This window comes from Pantoea sp. MQR6, assembly GCF_022761075.1.
GTDB lineage: Bacteria > Pseudomonadota > Gammaproteobacteria > Enterobacterales > Enterobacteriaceae > Pantoea > Pantoea phytostimulans.
Genome location: NZ_JAKYXB010000001.1, coordinates 537,812 through 557,255, shown reverse-complemented (window position 1 = coordinate 557,255; position 19,444 = coordinate 537,812). Strand labels below are relative to the sequence as shown.

The window sequence follows — 19,444 nt, the reverse complement described above, 5'->3', positions numbered from 1 at the left end:
TGGATTTTAGGTACAAAGCGACGCACATCGATTGCAAATTAACCGATGTGGTCTTTTTAAAAGGATTTAGCGGCGGGTACGCCAGTCTTTAAACCAACCCAAGCCTTCTTGCGTATTGCCGCGCGGAATATATTCGCAGCCGATCCAGCCGTCGTAACCGACCTCATCCAGCAATGCATACAGATAGGGATAATTGATTTCACCTTCATCCGGTTCGTGACGATCGGGCGCCGAGGCGATCTGCACGTGGCGATAACGGCCTGCGTGGTGGCGAATTAAGTGGCTGAGATTGCCGTCCACCAGCTGAGCATGGAACAGGTCGAGCTGGGTGAAGACATTAGGCCGATCAATCAACTTAACCATTTCCAGCGTTTGATACTGGCTGGAATAGAGATAATTCGGTTTGGTTTTCGGGTTCAGCGCTTCAATCAGCAAGGTGATGTTGTGCGGTGCAAACTGTTCGGAGGCGTAACGCATATTGCTGATAAAGGTATCAACATATGCCTGACGATCTGCGCCTTCTGGCACGGTCGCAGACATGATGTGCACCTGTGGGCACGCCAGCGCCAGCGCGTATTCCAGCGCACGGTCGATGTCCGCCTTGGCCTCAACTTCGCGGCCAGGAATGCCAGAAACACCCCATTCACTCGCCGCTACGTTACCGGCAGCGGTGTTAAACAGTACCAGTTTGAGCTGGTTCTCATCCAACAGCTGTTTCAACTGCGCAGCGGGATAATCGTAGGGAAACAGAAATTCCACCGCCTCAAATCCGGCTTCGGCGGCAGCAGCAAAGCGCGCTAAAAACGGGACTTCGTTAAATTGAGTAGATAAATTAGCAGCAAACTTTGGCATTATCGGCTCCTTAATTCCGCCACTTCGCTATCTGTCAGATAACGTATGGCACGGTCACCCAGCGTGAACATCAGCCGTGCGGTCTCTTCCAGTTCTTCGGTGTTGTCTGCTGCTTCACGCAGCGATTTACCGACCACCACCGGCCCGTGATTTGCCAGCAGGAAGGCGCGATATTTTCCCGCCAGTTGCGCCAAATCGTCCGCCAGACGCTGATCGCCCGGCTTGTAATAGGGCACTACCGGCACATCGCCAACCCGCATCACCACATAAGGCGTGAACGGTCGAATACAGTTTTCGCTATCCAATCCTTGCAGACAGGAGAGCGCCGTCAGGTAATGGCTGTGCAGATGCACCACCGCTTTGCAGTCGGGATTATTCAGATAGAGCGCGCGGTGAAACGCGATCTCTTTTGAAGGCTTGTCGCCCGAAATCCATTCGCCTTCCAGCGTCACTTTTGATAAGCGATCACCATCCAGTTCACCTAAGCAAGAACCGGTCGGTGTAGCGAGCAGATTGCCATCCTCCAGCAACAGCGACAGATTACCGGCAGATCCTGTCGCGTAACCGCGCTGAAAAAAGGATGCACCCAACTTCACCATCTCAAGACGGGCTTGCTGTTCGCTCGAAGAAAATTGCTCAGACATGGGAAAACTCCGTTTGTGCGCGGCGGAAGAACTGCTCATCACCAAAATTACCGGACTTCAGCGCCAGTGAAAGCGGCTGCTGGATGTCGCGTACCCATGGCACGCCAGGCGAAATAGTTGGGCCGATGTGAAAAGCGGTCACGCCCAGGCTTTGCGCTACCACGCCAGATGTTTCACCACCCGCAACAATAAAACGCTGCCAGCCACGTGCTTTTAATTCTCGCGTTACCGCGGCAAACAGTGATTCCACCGCTTCACTGCTGCGTTGCGCACCGTATTGCTGCTGAATAGCTTGCAGCTGTTGCGCATCTGCGGTGGCGAATAACAGCGGCGCTAACGGCTGATGGCTGTTTGCTTCAACCCAGTCACACAGCTGTTGCGCGTAGCTTTCTGCATCGTCAAGACAGCGTTCAACTAACACTTCCTGGGCTGGCGCTTGTTGGCGATAAGTCGCGACCTGCCAGTTGGTCATCTGCGAACAGGAACCGGAAATCACCACGGCACGGCTGCCTTGCGGACGCCCTGCCTCTTCCGCCTCACGGCGATCGCTGCCTGCTTGCGCCCATTGACGCGCCAGGCCGATCGCTAAACCTGAACCACCGGTAACCAAACGCATATCGCGCAGCGCTTCACCTTGGGTGAGCAGATGCTGCTCATTTAAGGTATCGATCACCACATAGTTAATGCCTTGCTGACGCAGTTCATCAAGCTTGCTTCGCACCGCCGCTGCGCCTTGGTCGAGGATGGGTGCGGCAATCAGCCCTGCTTTGCCTTTTGCCTGACGCTCCATTAATCGCAACAAATTGCTGTCGGTCATCGGTGTGACCGGGTGGTGACGCATACCCGATTCGGACAACAGCTGCTCACCCACGAACAGATGCCCTTGATAAACCGTGCGGCCATTAATCGGCAGCGCCGGGCAGATCACCGTTTGCGTTTCATCCAACGCTGCCAACAGTGCATCGGTCACCGGGCCGATATTGCCCTGTGCTGTGCTGTCGAACGTGGAGCAATATTTAAAGTAGAAACGTTCGCAGCCTTGCTGTTGCAGCCATTTCAAAGCAGCCAGCGACTGATCAATGGCTTGCTCAACCGGGCAAGAACGTGACTTCAGGCTAATCACAATTGCCTGCGCGTCCAGCACATCACTGTTATCCGGCACGCCGTTAAACTGAATAGTAGGAAGACCGTTTTGCACCAGAAAGCTGGCGATATCGGTCGCACCGGTGAAGTCGTCAGCTATCACACCCAAACGCATCATGCTTTCTCCTGCGCCTGTGGCAGCGTAATGCCGCTGAAAATCTTGATTACCGCGCTGTCATCTTCACGGCCATAGCCTGCGTTGCTGGCTTCGGTAAACATATTCAGTGCGGTTGAGGCTAAAGGCAGCGGAAAATGCAATGATTTGGCGGTATCAGCGACCAGGTTGAGATCTTTTACAAAGATATCGACAGCCGATTTGGGGCTGTAATCGCCATCCACGACGTGACGCATACGGTTCTCAAACATCCAGGAGTTTCCGGCAGCGTTGGTTACCACGTCATACATGGTATCGAGTGGAATGCCTGCGCGCGCTGCCAGCGCCATCGCTTCCGCGCCCACCGCAATGTGCACGCCAGCCAGCAGCTGGTGAATAATTTTAACGGTAGAGCCAAGGCCGATTTCATTGCCCACGCGATAGACTTTCGCCGCGACTGCATCCAGCACGGGCTGCAGTTGTGCAAACACCGCTTCGCTGCCTGATGCCATTACCGTCATGTCGCCGGTGGCAGCTTTGGCTGCGCCACCGGATACCGGCGCGTCCAGCATCAGTAACTGGTGTTCCGCCAGTTTTTGCTCAAACTGCTGCGCGTCTTGTGCCGAGATAGTAGAAGAGATCATTACCAGCGTGCCGGGCTTCAGCTTTGCTGCCAGACCGTTCTCACCAAACAGAATAGCGTTGACTTGTTTGGCATTGACCACCAGCAGCAACACCGCGTCGAGCTGATCAACAAAGCTGTCAGCGGAGGTTTGTGCGTCACGTGCGCCAGCCTGACGCAGTGTTTCCAGTGCAGCGGGATTGAGATCCACGCCCCATGTGTTTAAACCTGCACGGATACACGATTGCGCTGCACCCATTCCCATTGAACCTAAACCGATAACACAGATATTTGAGACTGGCACCGTAGGCCTCCGCTGTTAAATTAAGTGATTATTTGTTTGTTGATGTTAATCCTGACAGGTTGTCGGGCGAAAAAATGCGCGCCAACTCACAAAAAATAACTTCATACCGCGAAAACAACAAATATTCACAAAGCAGAACATTCTCGCTCAAGCCTTGCTGTAAGCGGATATGTAGCCATTATCGTCCCTTTCAGGCTAAGAAATTTCTGTTCGCGTTAAAGAGTAAAACCCTTACAATGTGAAAAAATGATAACTTTCAAGGAGCCGATGTGATTCCCGTCGAACGACATCAACAAATTTTGGCGCTGGTTGGCGAGCGTGGCGTAGTGAGTATTGCCGAACTGACCGATCGACTCGGTGTTTCACATATGACAATTCGTCGTGATGTGCAAAAGTTGGAAGAGCAAGGTGCAGTGCTGTCGGTGTCGGGCGGCGTACGTTCAGCCGATCGGCTGGCGGCGGAACCTTCGCATCTAACGAAAACGGCCCTGTTTAACGATGAAAAAAATGCGATTGGTCGATTAGCCGCGCAACATATTCCGCGTAACAGCTGTATCTATCTGGATGCTGGCACCACCACGTTGGCGCTGGCACGTGAGGTGGTGGAGCGTGATGACTTGCTGGTGGTAACCAATGATTTCATGGTGGCGAATTTGTTGATGGAGGCCAGTAGCTGTCGAGTAATTCACACAGGCGGCACAGTTTGCCGGGAAAATCGTTCCTGCGTGGGGGAAGCGGCCGCGCGCAGTTTGCGTCATCTGGCGATCGATATCGCGTTTATTTCCTCGTCATCCTGGGGACCGCGCGGGTTGTTCACGCCAGATGAAGACAAAGTGACGGTGAAGCAGACGGTCAGTGAAGTGAGCAGCAAGCGCGTGTTACTGAGCGACAGCTCGAAGTACAACAAAATCGCAACGTTTTTAGCTCTGCCGCTGGCGCAGTTCGACACCATTATTACGGATAAACAGCTAAGTGGTGCGGCGCGGGAATCGCTAAATAAAGGAGAATGGGAACTGGTGATTGCGGGGTAAGGAGACGCTGCCACATGCGGGTACAGAGCCGGCATAGGGCAGCGTCTTCCTCCCCCATGTATGGGGGAGGACCGAGGTGGGGGACAAACGACGTCATCTGCCCGCTGTCCCCCATCCCAGCCTTCCCCCGCGAAGCGGGGGAAGGAGACGCTGCAACATGCAGGTACAGAGTGGGCATTTTGCAGCATCTTCCTCCCCCATGTATGGGGGAGGACCGAGGTGGGGGACAAACGACCTCGCACTTAAAAGAATAGAGCGGTTTACTTAAATCTCTTCGCTGAACTGCGGCACCGGATTACGGAAGCTGCGAGTCACAAACGCCAGATACAGAATACCGATAGTCGCCCAAATCAGGCCCAGAACCATCGAACTCTCTTCCAGGTTGATCCACAGTGCACCGACTGTCATTGCACCGAGCAGCGGCAGTACCAGGAACTGGAAGTGATCTTTCAGCGTGCGGTTACGCTTCTCACGGATCCAGAACTGCGCAATCACCGACAGGTTCACAAAGGTAAACGCCACTAATGCGCCGAAGTTAATCAGCGCTGTTGCCGTGACCAAGTCGAAATTAATCGCCATCAAGGCAACCGCACCCACCAGCAGCACGTTCAGAGACGGCGTACGCCACTTCGGATGGATGTAACCAAAGAAGCGCTCTGGGAACACACCATCACGACCCATGACATACATCAGACGTGAAACGCCTGCATGTGCCGCCATACCTGAAGCCAGCACCGTGACCACCGAGAAGATCAGGATACCGACCTGCAACGCTTTACCGGCAACGAACAGCATAATTTCTGGCTGTGACGAATCCGGGTCCTGGAAGCGGGTAATGTCCGGGAAGTAAAGCTGCAAAAAGTACGAGGCAATGATAAAGATTACACCACCAATCAACGCTGTCAGGAAGATCGCGCGTGGAATGGTGCGTTCTGCATCTTTGGTCTCTTCCGACAGGGAACTGATTCCATCAAAGCCAAGGAAGGAGAAGCAGAGTATCGTCGCGCCGGTAATCATGGGCACGACATGGGCATTTTCTGACCAGAAAGGTTTGCTGCTGGTCAATGTGCCCGCGCCTTCGCCGTTCGCTACGCCGTAAATCACCATCACAGTGATACCGACCATAACCACAACCTGCAGCACCACAATAATGCTGTTGAAGTTGGCAACGGTTTTGATGCCTTTGAGATTCGAGAGCGTCATGAAGCCCACCAGCATCACGACAAAAATCCACGAAGGAATGCCGGGCACCAGTGTTTCAAAATAGTTTTTTGCCAGCAGGATGTTGATCATCGGCATGAACAAATAGTCCAGCAAAGATGACCAGCCCACCATAAACCCGACGTGCGGACTGATAGCCTTTTGAGCGTAAGTATAAGCGGAGCCCGCAGAGGGGAAGCGGCGTACCAGCTTACCGTAGCTCACGGCGGTAAACAGAATCGCAATCAGTGCAAACGCATAAGCGGTGGCAACGTGACCATCGGTCAACCCAGAGACGATACCAAACGTATCAAAAAGGGTCATAGGCTGCATGTAGGCTAAGCCCATCATGACGACCGGAAGTAAGGTCAGCGATTTTTTCAGATGCGCACGCTGAGGTGCTGCAGAGGTATTAAGCGACATGCTTCATTGCCTCCTGTGCGACAACCTGGCCAGGTTGAGTCACGGGGCAACTGCGCAAGATGCGACAGGGAGTAAGGTGTGTAGAACGCGTGGCGCCGTAGTCATCACGAAAACGCGTACCAGCATAGGCTGGCAGTGTGGAAAACATCCCCATCTTTGAATCCTCAATCTCACGCTTAAGCGTGTTTTCAGTGTTTATCTATCCGGGTGCGTGCCCGGCCTCGGTTAAGTCAGCGAAAACCTGTCAGTAAAAACAATGTGCAAAAAAAATAACCGGCGCGGTAAGCGTCGGTTATATGTCATTTTTGCAGCGCGCATATTCTGCCTCAAACAATTGGCTCAGCACAAGATATTGCGGCACCAAATGCAAAATATTACTCAGGCATTTTTAAGCATCCAGTCAATTTCGGTGGCAGTGATCAACCGCTCGAACTGCATCAGCTCATAATTCTTGCAGCTGTACCATACTTTGGCAAAGCGCTCGCCTAATAATTTTTGCAGCGGATAGCTCTGCTCGAACTCATATAAAGCATCGCTTTGACGTATAGGAATCGCCAAACCTTCTGCTTCATGACCGTTGCCAGTCACCGGATGCGGTAGCGGCAGTTGCGTATCCAATCCATGCAGCATGCCGGCTAAAATCGCCGAAACCACTAAATAGGGATTGGCATCCGCGCCAGCAACCCGGTATTCGATGCGATGATTCTCGACATCGCCACAGGGAATGCGCAGCGCCACGGTACGATTGTTATGGCCCCACGATGCCTGCAACGGCACATAGGCTTCCGGTACAAACCGCCGAAAAGCGTTAACGTTAGGTGCCAGGAGCGCCATTGATGCGGGCATGAGATCAATCATTCCCGCCAGCGCGCGTTTGAGCAGCGGCGAATCGCTGCCGTCATCACAGGCAAAAGCGTTGTGATTGGCGGCGTCCAGCATGCTGATATGTACGTGCATACCGCTGCCCGCATACTCTTCATAAGGTTTAGCCATAAAGGTTGCGGTCATACCGTGGTTTTCGGCCACCTGACGTATCAGGCGTTTTAGCTGTATAGCGTGATCGCAGGCTTGCAGCACATCGCGAGTGTGATGAAGGTTGATTTCGAACTGGCCTGGTGACGCTTCTGCCAGCGCGCCATCGGCAGGAATGCCCTGCAGTTTGGCTATCTCATCAATGTCACGCAGGACATCGGCAAAGTGGTCGAGATTATCCACTGAGTAAACCTGGCTCTGCATGTTGCGTTCATCGCTGCCTGGCGAACAAGGCGGCTGAATAAAGCCTTCCGCATCACGCTTTTTGTCCACCAGATAGAACTCCAACTCTACCGCTACCACCGGAAACAAGCCTCGATTGCGTAGCTGCTGCCACAGTTGATTGAGGACATTTCGGGGTTCAACGTCAAAGGGAGTGCCATCTTGGTTGCGCATGGTTAACAGCAGTTGCGCAATGTGTTCAGGATCGGAAGCGGAAGGAACTAACGTATTGAGAACAGGAAGGCACAGATTATCAGGTTCACCGAGGGATTGTCCGAGACCGGCCTCTTCTACTGTGTTGCCGAGAATATCCATGGCAAACACCGATGCCGGAAAGTAACAGCCTTTTTCAAGTTTAAGCAGCGCGGAAACCGGAATGCGTTTACCGCGAAAGACTCCATTTAAATCGTTTAATAAGATGTCGACATACTGCGTTTCAGGATGGCGCTCCAGCCAGGCTTTCACCTCAAGCTGGAACGCGCTGGTTCGTCTCTCTTCGCTATGACGCGTAAAGTCTTCTACTTCTACCAGGTTTGTCATGATCTCACCCGCCCCGTAAATGGTTTGCGCAATGCTCAAAATAACAGCCACCCTTCTAACATAGCGCCAACACAAAAAGTGTGCAAATGTAACAAATCTGTTTGAAGAACCCGCAACAGATTGCTAGATTGACAAAATATTGCACACTTAAGCACCAATCGTGCTTTTTCGGTTGATATTTCGAACAGCAAGTGAGGGGAAAAATGGGCATTATTTTTGACAAACCCTTGATTGGCGTAACGATGTGCCAGATCGATAAAGGCGGTCATCCCACGCAAACGGTGCATAACAAATATCTTGATGCCGTGTTGGTCTCGGGCGGTGTCCCGCTTGCCCTGCCCCATCATTTAATGCACGCCCCTCATCTATTAGAAAACGCTATGACGATTTTGGATGGCGTATTGCTCACCGGTAGCCCCAGCAATATCGAACCCTGGCAATATGGTGAAGAAGGCAAAGAGTTGCATAGCGATCCTGGACGCGATCGGCTGGCTTTTAGTTTGATTACGCATGCCATGGGTAAAAAGATGCCGCTGTTCGGCATTTGTCGCGGTATGCAAGAACTAGTGGTTGCCAATGGTGGCGCGCTGTATCGCCAGATCAGCCAGCATCGCCAGTTTCAGCGTCATCATGAAGATGATTCTCAGCCGCTTGATCAGCAATATGCGTCAGCGCATGCCGTCACGGTTGAGCCAGATGGCTTGCTCAGCAACCTGCTCGACAGCACCACGCTGACAGTAAACTCACTGCATCAACAAGGGATCCGCGAGCTGGGTCCACAATTACGCATCGAAGCGCGCGCGCCCGACGGGCTGATTGAAGCGGTCAGCCTGCAGCATCATCCCTTTGCCCTGGCGGTGCAGTGGCACCCTGAATGGCAAGCGGAAAGCTCGGCAACGTCACGTCAGTTGTTCGATGGATTTATTCAGGCCGCAATCCGTTACCACAAGGAAAAGAGAACATGAATGATGCCACTCTGGCCCCCGGAAGGCGTTTATCGCAAATCCGGCAAGAGTTGGGATTGTCTCAGCGCCGCGTCGCTGAACTTGCAGGTTTAACACACAGCGCAATTAGCACCATAGAGCAGGATAAAGTCAGCCCGGCGGTAAGCACCTTACAGAAATTATTAAAAGTATATGGCTTATCGCTGTCGGAGTTCTTCTCTGAAGCCAAAGCGGATTTAACGCCAAAAATCATCGTTCGCCCGGACGATTTACTGGAGATAGGTAGCCAGGGCGTGTCGCTCAAGCTCATTCATAACGGGCAGAGCCGCCGCACACTGGGCATGCTGCTGGAAACCTATCAGCCCGGTGCCAGCACGGGTGAGAAATTGCGGCATCCCGGCGAAGAGACCGGCACGCTGCTGGAAGGTGAAATCACCTTAGTGGTGAACGGGCAAAGTTTTCATTTATATGCGGGTGAAAGTTACGTTATCGACACCGGTTTGCCGCACAGCTTTACCAATACCACCGATCACATATGTCGCATTATCAGTGCCCATACGCCCGCCAATTTTTAATAAAAATTGCGTTTTGAGGAGGTTGTGATGAATTACGTGGAGAGTTATTACGCTGCAACAGCCAATCCTCATGAACCGTGGCCGTTATTGCAAGAGAGTATTCAGTGTGACGTTTGCATTATCGGCGGCGGTTTTACCGGTTTATCCGCTGCCCTCTACCTGACCGAAGCGGGTTATGACGTGGTAGTGCTGGAGGCGGCCCGCGTCGGATATGGCGCCAGCGGTCGCAACGGCGGCCAGGTGGTGAACTCTTACAGCCGTGACGTCGATGTGATTGAACAGCGTTACGGGAAAGAGAGCGCGCGCATGCTCGGCAGCATGATGTTTGAAGGTGCCGAGATCATCCGTGATCGCATTGATCGTTATGCGATCGCCTGTGATTATCGCCCCGGCGGCATTTTTGCGGCATTAAATGCGCGTCAAATGGGCCACCTGCGCAATCAGAAAAAGTTGTGGGCGCAATATGGTAATCACGATCTTGAACTTTTAGATGAACGCGGCATTCGCCGGGAAGTCGCGACCGAGCGCTATATTGGTGGCCTGCTGGATAAGCGTGGCGGGCATTTACATCCGCTCAATTTGGCGCTGGGCGAAGCAGAAGCCATTCGCCGCCACGGCGGCCGCATCTATGAGCAATCTGCCGCGGTGAACGTGGTTTATGGCTCGCCGAATCGAGTGAAAACAGCGCAGGGAGAAGTCACAGCAAAATTTGTGATTTTTGCCGGTAACGCTTACCTGCCGACCAAAGTCGAACCACGCCTTAGCAGCAAAAGCATGCCGTGCGGCTCACAAATTGTCGCAACCGAGCCGTTGAGTCGCGATCAGGCGCTGTCGCTGCTGCCCAACAATTACTGCGTGGAAGATTGTAACTACCTGCTGGATTACTTCCGCCTTACCGCCGATAACCGCCTGTTATACGGCGGCGGCGTGGTTTACGGTGCGCGCGATCCACGAGATATTGAAGCACTTATTCGCCCAAAACTTCTTCGTACCTTTCCTCAGTTGCAGAATGTGAAACTGGCGTTTGGCTGGAGCGGGAATTTCCTGTTGACCTTATCGCGCATGCCGCAGTTTGGCCGCCTGGAGAATAACGTCTATTTTATGCAGGGCGACAGTGGACACGGCGTCACCTGCACGCATCTCTCTGGCAAGTTAATCAGTGAAGTCCTGCGCGGCGATGCAGAGCGCTTTGATGCCTTTGCCAATTTACCTCACCTACCCTTCCCCGGCGGACGACGATTCAAAGTACCGTTAACCGCGATGGGCGCGGTGTGGTATGCGATACGGGATCGATTAGGGGTGTAAGGGTTTATATTGCAGAATTGTACTCGCTTTCTTCCATCCAACCTTCCCCTACAAGGGGGAAGGTTCCTCGGGCTCATCTACCCGTTATGTTCTCCTGTCCGTTATAAATAAGACGCTATTAAGAACTTTTGTGTTTATGAGGCGAAGCAGCATGAAACGTCTTTTACTCCAAAGGCATTTTAACCGGATCATCATAAATATATTCAAAACCCAGCTCGCTACAGATGCGCGTGCCATCGATGAGTTTGCCGCTGTCTTGGACTTCAGTCGGCAAGAACTGGGGCGGCTCAAGTCCTAGCTGCTTTGAAACGCTGGGGTAAAATTCTTCGCGGGTAGGATGTTTTGGCGCGGAAAGGTTAAACACTCGGCCACCTTTTGGGGTTTGCAACAGCAGCATAATGGCCTCTACTACATCGTCCAGATGGACCAAATTCACGCCTTGTGAACCATTTGGGACATCTTTTTTACCGGCCAGGAAGCGGCCAGGATGGCGTTTAGGTCCAACTAGTCCTGACAACCGTAAGATATCTACGCTGGTGCCCGGCAAGTTATGCAGCCAGTTTTCCAATTCCACCAGCGTTTTTCCTGCCACCGTTTCTGGCTGAAGTGGGCTGTTTTCGCGCATCACGCCGGAAGCATTGCCATAAACTGATGTAGAGCTGGTGAAGACAATGCGTGGGACGTTATACACCAGCGCGCTGTCCACCACGTTTTGTACCGCCTGCAGATATTTCTCGCCACCTTCGGCAGTTCGACTGGCGGGCAAAGTCACCACCAGCGCATCCACATTTAACAGCGGCTCAAGATCTTCAGCCTCACAGATCATTTCTGGCGTGAGCTCAAGTTGAAAAGCTTCAATGCCGCAGCGCCGTGCCGCGTCGATGCCATCCGGTGTGGTTTTGCTGCCAGTCACTTGCCAGCCGCGTGCCGTTAACGCCATCGCCAACGGCATGCCTAGCCATCCCAAACCTATTATTGCGACCTTCTTCATATTTGACTCCTGGCTTTGCGCATCAAGATGTTATTCATACTAGTGCTGAGGCGCATTGCAAACCAGCTCAAAAGAGTTTCGGTGCTTTCTGAAATGAATCTGTAGGTAACGTTAAAAAAGGGTTGCCAATCGAGTTCATCCTGGTTAGGTTAATTAGCACATAAATGAATACTCATTCATCAACGGAATTTATATGACACGCGTTCAGTTTAATCACCATCATCACCATCATCCTGACTAGTCTTTCAGGCGATGTGTGCTGGGAGACTGTTAAGATCTTCCAGTGGTGTGAACGCAAGAGAACCCCCGGAAGATCGTCTTCCGGGGGTTTTTTTATGGGCTGACGCAACCGAAACATTCAGGACAGGATTAAGAGGACAGGAACCATGTTAGATAACACCCGTTTACGCATAGCTATGCAGAAATCTGGCCGTTTGAGTGATGATTCACGCGAACTGCTGGCGCGCTGTGGCATTAAAATCAACCTTCAGCAGCAGCGCCTGATTGCGTTTGCGGAGAACATGCCTATCGACATTCTGCGCGTGCGCGATGACGATATTCCTGGCCTGGTGATGGATGGCGTGGTCGACCTCGGTATTATTGGCGAAAACGTGCTGGAAGAAGAACTGCTGACCCGCCGCGCACAAGGCGAAGATCCACGCTACTTTACACTGCGTCGCCTGGATTTTGGCGGTTGTCGCCTGTCACTGGCGATGTCGGTAGATGATGAATATACCGGCCCGCAATGCTTGCACAACTCGCGTATCGCCACCTCTTATCCTCACCTGCTAAAAAAATACCTCGATCAAAAAAATGTGAGTTTTAAGACCTGCATGCTGAATGGTTCCGTTGAAGTTGCGCCTCGCGCTGGCCTGGCGGACGCCATTTGTGATTTGGTTTCAACCGGTGCCACGTTAGAAGCCAACGGCCTGCGTGAAGTCGAAGTGATCTATCGTTCGAAAGCCGTCCTGATTCAGCGTGACGGCGAGATGCCAGGTGCGAAACAGGAACTGATCGACAAGCTGATGACGCGTATTCAGGGCGTCATTAAAGCGCGTGAGTCGAAATACATCATGATGCACGCACCCAGCGATCGTCTGGAAGAAGTGATCAAGCTGCTGCCTGGCGCCGAGCGTCCTACCGTTCTGCCCTTAGCCGGCGATCAATCTCGCGTGGCGATGCACATGGTCAGCAGCGAAACCCTGTTCTGGGAAACCATGGAAAAATTGAAGGCGTTGGGTGCCAGCTCAATTTTAGTGCTGCCGATTGAGAAGATGATGGAGTAAGCCATGGCCTTTGCAACCCCAATCAACTGGCAGCAATGTAGCGCGGAGCAGCAGCAGGCGCTGCTGATGCGTCCGGCAATCGCCGCCTCAGAAAGCATCACTCAAACCGTTCGCGACGTGCTTGATCAGGTTAAAACCAACGGTGATGAAGCGTTGCGCACTTTTAGCGCGCGCTTCGATAAGGCGCAGGTTGAAAACTTGCGCGTCACGCCGCAGCAAATTGAAGAGGCCAGCGCCAGATTAAGCGACACGCTGAAACAGGCGATGGCTGTTGCGGTGAACAATATTGAAACCTTTCACAATGCGCAGATCCTCGCGCCAGTCGATATTGAAACGCAGCCCGGCGTGCGCTGCCAGCAAATTACGCGTCCGGTAAAATCGGTTGGTTTGTATATTCCCGGTGGTTCCGCGCCGTTGTTCTCCACCGTGCTGATGTTAGCAACGCCAGCGCGTATTGCGGGTTGTGGCCGTGTGGTGCTTTGCTCTCCACCGCCAATTGCTGATGAGATCCTCTATGCTGCGAAGCTGTGTGGCGTAGAAGAAGTGTTCCAGGTTGGCGGTTCACAAGCCATTGCTGCCCTCGCCTTTGGCACTGAAACCGTGCCGCGCGTCGACAAAATTTTTGGGCCCGGCAACGCTTACGTTACCGAAGCCAAACGTCAAGTGAGCCAGCGTTTAGATGGCGCGGCAATTGATATGCCTGCCGGCCCATCGGAAGTGCTGGTGATTGCTGATGAAGGCGCAACGCCAGCGTTTGTCGCCTCTGATCTGTTGTCACAAGCGGAACACGGACCCGATTCACAGGTCATCTTGTTGACGCCTTCTTTAGCCCTGGCTGAAGGTGTCGCCAAGGCAGTAGAACAACAACTGGCGCAACTGCCGCGTGCGGCGACTGCTCGCCAGGCATTGGAAAGCAGCCGTTTGATTGTGGCGCGTGATATCTCGCAATGTGTAGAAATCTCCAATGCCTATGGCCCTGAGCATTTGATCATTCAAACGCGCCAGCCGCGTGAACTTGTGGATTCCATTACCAGTGCAGGTTCGGTTTTCCTCGGTGACTGGTCGCCAGAATCTGCAGGTGATTACGCTTCAGGCACCAATCACGTTTTGCCAACCTATGGTTATACCGCAACCTGTTCCAGCCTGGGACTGGCGGATTTTCAGAAACGTATGACGGTACAAGAGCTGACGCCACAAGGTTTCATGAACCTTGCCGCTACCATCGAAACCCTGGCCGCTGCTGAACAGTTAGATGCCCATAAAAATGCCGTTACCCTGCGCGTTGCCGCACTGAAGGAGCAAGCATGAGCCTGAATATTGAAGATTTGGCGCGCGAAAACGTGCGTACTTTGACGCCCTATCAGTCGGCGCGTCGCTTGGGTGGTCAGGGCGATGTGTGGCTCAACGCCAACGAGTTTCCGCTGCCGGTGCCGTTTGAGCTTTCGCAGCAGACGCTGAATCGTTATCCAGAATGCCAGCCAAAATTAGTGATTGAACGCTACGCAGCCTATGCCGGATTGCAGCCTGAAAACGTGTTGGCAAGCCGTGGTGCAGATGAAGGCATTGAACTGCTGATGCGCGCCTTTTGCGAACCCGGCAAAGACGCAATTCTGTTTTGTCCCCCCACCTATGGCATGTACAGCGTCAGCGCCGAAACCATCGGTATTGAGTACCGCACCGTTCCGGCGCTGGATAACTGGCAACTGAATTTACCCGCGATTGCCGACAAGCTGGAAGGCGTGAAGGTTGTCTATCTTTGTAGTCCGAACAATCCTACCGGCAACCTGATCAACCCGGATGATATTCGCCAGCTGCTGGATATGACCGCCGGTAAAGCGCTATTGGTAGCAGATGAAGCCTATATTGAGTTCTGCCCGGAAGCGACGCTGACCGGTTGGCTGAAAGATTATCCACATTTAGTTGTGCTGCGCACTCTGTCGAAAGCCTTTGCGCTAGCGGGTTTACGCTGCGGCTTTACGCTGGCAAACAAGCCGGTTATCGATCTGCTGTTGAAAGTGATTGCGCCCTATCCGCTGGCCACGCCGGTGGCAGATGTAGCGGCTCAGGCATTGAGCGAGCAAGGCATTACATTGATGCGCGAACACGTTGCCCAGTTAAACGACAACCGCAGCTGGTTGCTAACGCAGCTCGCTCAGTGCGCCTGCGTCGAGCAAACTTTTGCCAGTGACACCAACTACGTGCTGGCGCGCTTCACTGATTCGCCAACGGTATTCAAAACGCTGTGGGATCAGGGCATTATCTTGCGTGACCAAAACAAAAATCCGGGCCTGTCGGGATGCCTGCGCATTTCCATCGGCACGCGTGAAGAGTGCGAGCGAGTGATCGCCGCGCTGCAAGCTTTATCTGTGGAGCAAGCATGAGCCAGAAGACCCTTTTTATTGACCGCGACGGCACCATTATTTCTGAACCGCCTGCCGATTTTCAGGTGGATCGCATGGACAAGTTGGCATTTGAACCCAACGTGATCCCTACTTTGCTGGCGCTGCAAACCGCCGGTTATCGTCTGGTGATGATCACCAATCAGGATGGTTTAGGCACGTCGAGTTTCCCGCAGGCGGATTTCGATGGCCCTCACAACCTGATGATGCAAATCCTGACATCGCAAGGCATTCAATTTGATGATGTGCTGATCTGTCCGCACATGCCGGATGACAACTGCGATTGCCGCAAGCCAAAAACCAAAATGGTTGATGCGTGGCTGGCTGAAGGCGCCATTGATGTAGCCAACAGCTATGTGATTGGCGATCGCCTGACTGATGTTCAGCTCGCGGAGAACATGGGTATTGAGGCAATCCGCTATGGCGCCGAAGGTGAAGACTGGCGCGCCATTGAGCAGCGTTTGACTAAGCGTGACCGCTACGCGTTGGTGAACCGCAACACCAAAGAAACCCAAGTCAAAGTAGAAGTCTGGTTAGACCGCGAAGGCAGCAGCAAGATCAACACTGGCGTCGGTTTTTTCGACCATATGTTGGATCAGATTGCGGTGCATGGTGGCTTCCGCATGAATATCGAAGTCAAAGGCGACCTCTACATTGATGATCACCACACTGTTGAAGATACCGGCCTGGCGCTGGGCGAAGCGCTGTTAAAAGCGTTGGGCGACAAGCGTGGCATTGGCCGTTTCGGCTTTGTTTTGCCGATGGATGAATGCCTGGCGCGCTGTGCATTAGACATCTCTGGCCGCCCACACATTGAGTTCAAAGCTGAATTCAATTATCAACGCGTTGGCGACCTCAGCACCGAAATGGTTGAGCACTTCTTCAGCTCGCTTTCTTACAGCATGATGAGCACGCTGCACCTGAAAACCAAAGGTAAAAACGATCATCATCGCGTTGAAAGTCTGTTTAAAGCCTTTGGCCGCACGCTGCGCCAGGCGATTCGCGTGGATGGCAACACCCTTCCGAGTTCCAAAGGAGTGCTGTGATGAATGTGGTGATCCTTGATACCGGCTGCGCCAACCTTTCTTCGGTGAAATGGGCGGTTGAACGCCTGGGTTATACGCCGATTGTTAGCCGCGATTCTGACGTCGTACTGCGTGCCGACAAGCTGTTTTTACCGGGCGTTGGCACCGCCAAAGCGGCAATGGGTCAGCTTGAAGAGCGTGACCTTATCGAGCTAATCAAAGCCTGTACTCAACCGGTGCTGGGCATTTGTCTCGGCATGCAGTTGCTGGGGCGCGGCAGTGATGAGAACGGCGGTGTTCCAACGCTGGGCATTGTTGACGAACCGGTTTCGCTGATGGATACGCAAGGTTTGCCGCTGCCGCACATGGGCTGGAACCAGATCACCGCGCAAGCGGGTAATCATCTGTTCCGTGGCATTGACGAAGGCAGCTACTTCTACTTTGTCCATAGCTATGCCATGCCGGTTAACGCCAGCACCATCGCGCAATGCCATTACGGTTTACCGTTCACGGCGGCGCTGCAAAAAGATAACTTCTTCGGCGTGCAGTTCCACCCAGAACGCTCTGGCAAAGCGGGCGCACAGTTGCTGAAAAACTTCCTGGAGATGTGATGATTATCCCCGCGTTAGATTTAATTGACGGCAAAGTGGTTCGCCTGCATCAGGGTGATTATGGTCAGCAGCGTGATTACGGCAGCGATCCGCTCCCGCGTTTGCAGGAATACGCTAGCCAAGGCGCAGCGGTGCTGCATTTAGTGGATTTAACCGGTGCAAAAGATCCAGCAAAACGCCAGATTCCCCTGCTGAAAACTTTGCTGAATGGCGTTGATGCCATCGTGCAGGTCGGTGGTGGTATTCGCACCCGCGAAGATGTCAAAGCCCTGCTGGATACGGGTGCAAGCCGTGTGGTAGTGGGTTCCACAGCGGTGAAAGAGCCAGCAGAAGTGAAGCAGTGGTTTAAAGAGTTTGGCGCTGAGGCCATTGTGTTGGCATTAGACGTGCGCATTGACGCGAATAATCGCAAAGAAGTGGCGATCAGCGGATGGCAAGAAGCCGCCGGCGTGACGCTGGAAGACGTCATTGAACAATTCCAGCCCGTTGGCCTGAAGCATGTATTGTGTACCGATATTTCGCGTGACGGCACGCTAACTGGCTCCAACGTGGCGCTTTATCAGGAAGTGACTGCGCGCTATCCAGAGATTGCATTTCAATCATCTGGCGGCATCGGCGAACTGAGCGACATCGCCGCGCTCCGCAGCAGCGGTGTGCAGGGCGTGATCGTTGGACGCGCATTGTTGGAAGGCAAATTCACAGTTTCGGAGGCAATCTCATGCTGGCAAAACGGATAATTCCTTGTCTCGATGTACGTGACGGTCAGGTCGTCAAAGGCGTTCAGTTCCGTAATCACGAAATCATTGGTGATATCGTGCCGCTGGCGCAGCGTTACGCTGAAGAAGGCGCAGACGAACTGGTGTTTTACGATATTACAGCTTCATCCGATGGCCGTGTGGTGGATAAAAGCTGGGTATCACGCGTTGCTGAAGTGATCGATATTCCGTTCTGCGTGGCGGGCGGTATCAAATCTGCCGAAGATGCGGCGCGCATTCTGGAATTCGGCGCTGACAAGATTTCCATTAACTCGCCCGCGCTGGCCGATCCTTCCTTAATCACCCGCCTTGCTGACCGCTTTGGTGTGCAGTGTATTGTGGTGGGCATTGATACCTGGTTTGATGAAAGCACCGGTAAATATCACGTCAATCAATATACCGGCGACGAATCCCGCACCCGTGTTACCACATGGGAAACGCTGGATTGGGTGCAGGAAGTGCAGAAACTCGGCGCGGGCGAAATCGTGTTAAACATGATGAACCAGGATGGCGTGCGTAACGGCTATGATCTGGTGCAGCTGAAAAAAGTGCGTGAAGTTTGTAAAGTACCAATGATCGCTTCTGGCGGCGCGGGCACTATGCAGCATTTCCTTGAGGCCTTTGAACAGGCCAACGTCGATGGCGCACTGGCCGCGTCGGTGTTTCACAAACAGATTATCAATATTGGTGAGCTGAAAAGCTTTCTGATCGACAACGGTGTGGAGATTCGCGCGTGTTAACTGTTCAACAACTGGCCCAACTTGATTGGGACAAAACGCAAGGCATGATGCCGGTAATCGTACAGCACAGCGTATCAGGCGAAGTGCTGATGCACGGTTATATGAATAAAGAAGCGCTGGCAAAAACGCTGCAAGAAGGCAACGTCACCTTTTTTTCGCGCACCAAAAATCGCTTGTGGACCAAAGGCGAAACCTCAGGCAACTTCCTGAAAACCGTGAGTATCACACCTGACTGCGATAACGATACGCTGCTGATATTGGCGAATCCTATTGGCCCAACCTGCCATCTCGGCACGTCAAGCTGCTTTTCACCCGCTGCGCCAGACTGGACTTTCTTGTATCAGCTGGAGCAGCTGCTGGCTTCACGTAAAAATGGTGATCCAGAAAGCTCCTACACCGCAAAACTCTACGCCAGCGGCACCAAACGCATCGCGCAAAAAGTGGGTGAAGAAGGCGTTGAAACCGCGCTGGCGGCCACCGTCAACGATCGCCATGAGCTGACCAACGAAGCGTCGGATTTGATCTATCACCTGCTGGTGTTATTGCAGGATCAGGATCTGGACTTCAGCACCATCATCGCGAACCTGCGATCTCGTCATAAGTAAATTGTGCAATATGCTGCTCAAAATTGTGGTTGTATGATAATTTTGAGCAGTATACTTCTCAAAAAAAACCTAAAAACACTCATATTGAGCAATATACTGCT

General features: G+C 52.8%; 20 protein-coding genes and 1 other annotated feature. Of the genes, 13 read left to right on the top strand and 7 right to left on the bottom strand.

The genetic code is table 11. From position 1 onward, the window contains the following. Positions 1 to 66: 66 nt before the first annotated feature. Genes MUG06_RS02430 through ltnD form a run of 4 tightly spaced genes read right to left on the bottom strand, consistent with a single transcriptional unit; the run spans position 67 to position 3,659 of the window. The gene (locus tag MUG06_RS02430; RefSeq protein WP_215846338.1) at positions 67 to 852 is read right to left on the bottom strand and encodes an HPr family phosphocarrier protein; all 786 of its coding nucleotides are present in this window, start codon (positions 850 to 852) and stop codon (positions 67 to 69) included. After that, on the bottom strand, positions 852 to 1,496 hold the full coding sequence (locus MUG06_RS02425) for an aldolase (protein WP_243077615.1): 645 nt from the start codon (positions 1,494 to 1,496) through the stop codon (positions 852 to 854). Before MUG06_RS02425 ends, MUG06_RS02430 begins: the two co-directional genes overlap by 1 nt. Then, entirely contained in the window at positions 1,489 to 2,754 is a 1,266-nt protein-coding gene (gene otnK / locus MUG06_RS02420) for a 3-oxo-tetronate kinase (protein ID WP_279233947.1), read from the bottom strand. Before otnK ends, MUG06_RS02425 begins: the two co-directional genes overlap by 8 nt. After that, complete coding sequence (ltnD, locus tag MUG06_RS02415) at positions 2,754 to 3,659, bottom strand: L-threonate dehydrogenase (protein WP_215846335.1); 906 nt, start codon at positions 3,657 to 3,659, stop codon at positions 2,754 to 2,756. The genes otnK and ltnD overlap by 1 nt, the downstream gene beginning before the upstream one ends. A 269-nt stretch (positions 3,660 to 3,928) precedes the next feature. Between ltnD and ygbI the strand changes: the two genes are divergently transcribed. Continuing rightward, complete coding sequence (gene ygbI / locus MUG06_RS02410; protein ID WP_243077613.1) at positions 3,929 to 4,690, top strand: DNA-binding transcriptional repressor YgbI; 762 nt, start codon at positions 3,929 to 3,931, stop codon at positions 4,688 to 4,690. Positions 4,691 to 4,954: 264 nt separating this feature from the next. Here the strand turns inward: ygbI and MUG06_RS02405 are convergent, their stop codons facing one another. Both MUG06_RS02405 and MUG06_RS02400 read right to left on the bottom strand, forming a co-directional pair. Then, positions 4,955 to 6,313 (bottom strand): APC family permease, encoded by a 1,359-nt coding sequence (locus tag MUG06_RS02405; protein WP_215846332.1) that lies wholly within the window; start codon positions 6,311 to 6,313, stop codon positions 4,955 to 4,957. 378 nt (positions 6,314 to 6,691) lie between these two features. Beyond that, entirely contained in the window at positions 6,692 to 8,107 is a 1,416-nt protein-coding gene (locus tag MUG06_RS02400; protein WP_252515248.1) for a glutamine synthetase family protein, read from the bottom strand. A 203-nt stretch (positions 8,108 to 8,310) separates the two neighbouring features. On the opposite strand from MUG06_RS02400, the gene puuD reads away from it, so the two are divergent. Genes puuD through MUG06_RS02385 form a run of 3 tightly spaced genes read left to right on the top strand, consistent with a single transcriptional unit; the run spans position 8,311 to position 10,931 of the window. Continuing rightward, on the top strand, positions 8,311 to 9,072 hold the full coding sequence (puuD, locus tag MUG06_RS02395; RefSeq protein ID WP_243077612.1) for a gamma-glutamyl-gamma-aminobutyrate hydrolase: 762 nt from the start codon (positions 8,311 to 8,313) through the stop codon (positions 9,070 to 9,072). Next, positions 9,069 to 9,626, top strand: coding sequence for an HTH-type transcriptional regulator PuuR (gene puuR / locus MUG06_RS02390; RefSeq protein WP_243077611.1), 558 nt, complete (start codon positions 9,069 to 9,071; stop codon positions 9,624 to 9,626). Before puuD ends, puuR begins: the two co-directional genes overlap by 4 nt. Positions 9,627 to 9,653: 27 nt before the next feature. Further along, complete coding sequence (locus MUG06_RS02385; RefSeq protein ID WP_243077610.1) at positions 9,654 to 10,931, top strand: FAD-binding oxidoreductase; 1,278 nt, start codon at positions 9,654 to 9,656, stop codon at positions 10,929 to 10,931. A 163-nt stretch (positions 10,932 to 11,094) separates the two neighbouring features. Here the strand turns inward: MUG06_RS02385 and MUG06_RS02380 are convergent, their stop codons facing one another. Continuing rightward, the gene (locus MUG06_RS02380) at positions 11,095 to 11,922 is read right to left on the bottom strand and encodes an SDR family oxidoreductase (RefSeq protein WP_243077609.1); all 828 of its coding nucleotides are present in this window, start codon (positions 11,920 to 11,922) and stop codon (positions 11,095 to 11,097) included. Positions 11,923 to 12,115: 193 nt separating this feature from the next. Between MUG06_RS02380 and hisL the strand changes: the two genes are divergently transcribed. The 9 genes from hisL (at position 12,116) to hisIE (ending at position 19,343) form a co-directional block, all read left to right on the top strand. Next, positions 12,116 to 12,163 (top strand): his operon leader peptide, encoded by a 48-nt coding sequence (gene hisL, locus MUG06_RS02375; protein WP_100396937.1) that lies wholly within the window; start codon positions 12,116 to 12,118, stop codon positions 12,161 to 12,163. Beyond that, positions 12,139 to 12,259 (top strand) — a sequence feature (His leader region). Its footprint overlaps the gene before it by 25 nt. A gap of 49 nt (positions 12,260 to 12,308) precedes the next feature. Then, positions 12,309 to 13,208: an ATP phosphoribosyltransferase gene (hisG, locus tag MUG06_RS02370; RefSeq protein WP_215846300.1), complete on the top strand. Its 900-nt coding sequence runs from the start codon at positions 12,309 to 12,311 to the stop codon at positions 13,206 to 13,208. A 3-nt stretch (positions 13,209 to 13,211) separates the two neighbouring features. Beyond that, positions 13,212 to 14,516 carry a histidinol dehydrogenase gene (gene hisD / locus MUG06_RS02365; RefSeq protein WP_243077608.1) on the top strand — a complete coding sequence of 435 codons (1,305 nt, stop codon included), beginning with the start codon at positions 13,212 to 13,214 and terminating at the stop codon, positions 14,514 to 14,516. Next, the gene (hisC, locus tag MUG06_RS02360) at positions 14,513 to 15,589 is read left to right on the top strand and encodes a histidinol-phosphate transaminase (protein ID WP_243077607.1); all 1,077 of its coding nucleotides are present in this window, start codon (positions 14,513 to 14,515) and stop codon (positions 15,587 to 15,589) included. Before hisD ends, hisC begins: the two co-directional genes overlap by 4 nt. Continuing rightward, positions 15,586 to 16,653 carry a bifunctional histidinol-phosphatase/imidazoleglycerol-phosphate dehydratase HisB gene (gene hisB, locus MUG06_RS02355; RefSeq protein ID WP_215846295.1) on the top strand — a complete coding sequence of 356 codons (1,068 nt, stop codon included), beginning with the start codon at positions 15,586 to 15,588 and terminating at the stop codon, positions 16,651 to 16,653. Before hisC ends, hisB begins: the two co-directional genes overlap by 4 nt. Then, entirely contained in the window at positions 16,653 to 17,243 is a 591-nt protein-coding gene (gene hisH, locus MUG06_RS02350; RefSeq protein WP_215846293.1) for an imidazole glycerol phosphate synthase subunit HisH, read from the top strand. Before hisB ends, hisH begins: the two co-directional genes overlap by 1 nt. After that, entirely contained in the window at positions 17,243 to 17,980 is a 738-nt protein-coding gene (hisA, locus tag MUG06_RS02345; protein WP_243077606.1) for a 1-(5-phosphoribosyl)-5-[(5-phosphoribosylamino)methylideneamino]imidazole-4-carboxamide isomerase, read from the top strand. Before hisH ends, hisA begins: the two co-directional genes overlap by 1 nt. Continuing rightward, positions 17,962 to 18,738, top strand: coding sequence for an imidazole glycerol phosphate synthase subunit HisF (gene hisF, locus MUG06_RS02340; protein ID WP_215846291.1), 777 nt, complete (start codon positions 17,962 to 17,964; stop codon positions 18,736 to 18,738). Before hisA ends, hisF begins: the two co-directional genes overlap by 19 nt. Next, complete coding sequence (gene hisIE / locus MUG06_RS02335; protein WP_243077605.1) at positions 18,732 to 19,343, top strand: bifunctional phosphoribosyl-AMP cyclohydrolase/phosphoribosyl-ATP diphosphatase HisIE; 612 nt, start codon at positions 18,732 to 18,734, stop codon at positions 19,341 to 19,343. The genes hisF and hisIE overlap by 7 nt, the downstream gene beginning before the upstream one ends. Positions 19,344 to 19,444 lie beyond the last annotated feature (101 nt).

Excerpts from the sequence above, each read along its gene's own strand:
- MUG06_RS02430 (WP_215846338.1), bottom strand. The coding sequence starts at position 852 with ATGCCAAAGTTTGCTGCTAATTTATCTACTCAATTTAACGAAGTCCCG.
- MUG06_RS02425 (WP_243077615.1), bottom strand. The coding sequence starts at position 1,496 with ATGTCTGAGCAATTTTCTTCGAGCGAACAGCAAGCCCGTCTTGAGATG.
- otnK (WP_279233947.1), bottom strand. The coding sequence starts at position 2,754 with ATGCGTTTGGGTGTGATAGCTGACGACTTCACCGGTGCGACCGATATC.
- MUG06_RS02405 (WP_215846332.1), bottom strand. The coding sequence starts at position 6,313 with ATGTCGCTTAATACCTCTGCAGCACCTCAGCGTGCGCATCTGAAAAAA.
- MUG06_RS02400 (WP_252515248.1), bottom strand. The coding sequence starts at position 8,107 with ATGACAAACCTGGTAGAAGTAGAAGACTTTACGCGTCATAGCGAAGAG.
- puuD (WP_243077612.1), top strand. The coding sequence starts at position 8,311 with ATGGGCATTATTTTTGACAAACCCTTGATTGGCGTAACGATGTGCCAG.
- puuR (WP_243077611.1), top strand. The coding sequence starts at position 9,069 with ATGAATGATGCCACTCTGGCCCCCGGAAGGCGTTTATCGCAAATCCGG.
- MUG06_RS02385 (WP_243077610.1), top strand. The coding sequence starts at position 9,654 with ATGAATTACGTGGAGAGTTATTACGCTGCAACAGCCAATCCTCATGAA.
- MUG06_RS02380 (WP_243077609.1), bottom strand. The coding sequence starts at position 11,922 with ATGAAGAAGGTCGCAATAATAGGTTTGGGATGGCTAGGCATGCCGTTG.
- hisG (WP_215846300.1), top strand. The coding sequence starts at position 12,309 with ATGTTAGATAACACCCGTTTACGCATAGCTATGCAGAAATCTGGCCGT.
- hisD (WP_243077608.1), top strand. The coding sequence starts at position 13,212 with ATGGCCTTTGCAACCCCAATCAACTGGCAGCAATGTAGCGCGGAGCAG.
- hisC (WP_243077607.1), top strand. The coding sequence starts at position 14,513 with ATGAGCCTGAATATTGAAGATTTGGCGCGCGAAAACGTGCGTACTTTG.
- hisB (WP_215846295.1), top strand. The coding sequence starts at position 15,586 with ATGAGCCAGAAGACCCTTTTTATTGACCGCGACGGCACCATTATTTCT.
- hisH (WP_215846293.1), top strand. The coding sequence starts at position 16,653 with ATGAATGTGGTGATCCTTGATACCGGCTGCGCCAACCTTTCTTCGGTG.
- hisA (WP_243077606.1), top strand. The coding sequence starts at position 17,243 with ATGATTATCCCCGCGTTAGATTTAATTGACGGCAAAGTGGTTCGCCTG.
- hisF (WP_215846291.1), top strand. The coding sequence starts at position 17,962 with ATGCTGGCAAAACGGATAATTCCTTGTCTCGATGTACGTGACGGTCAG.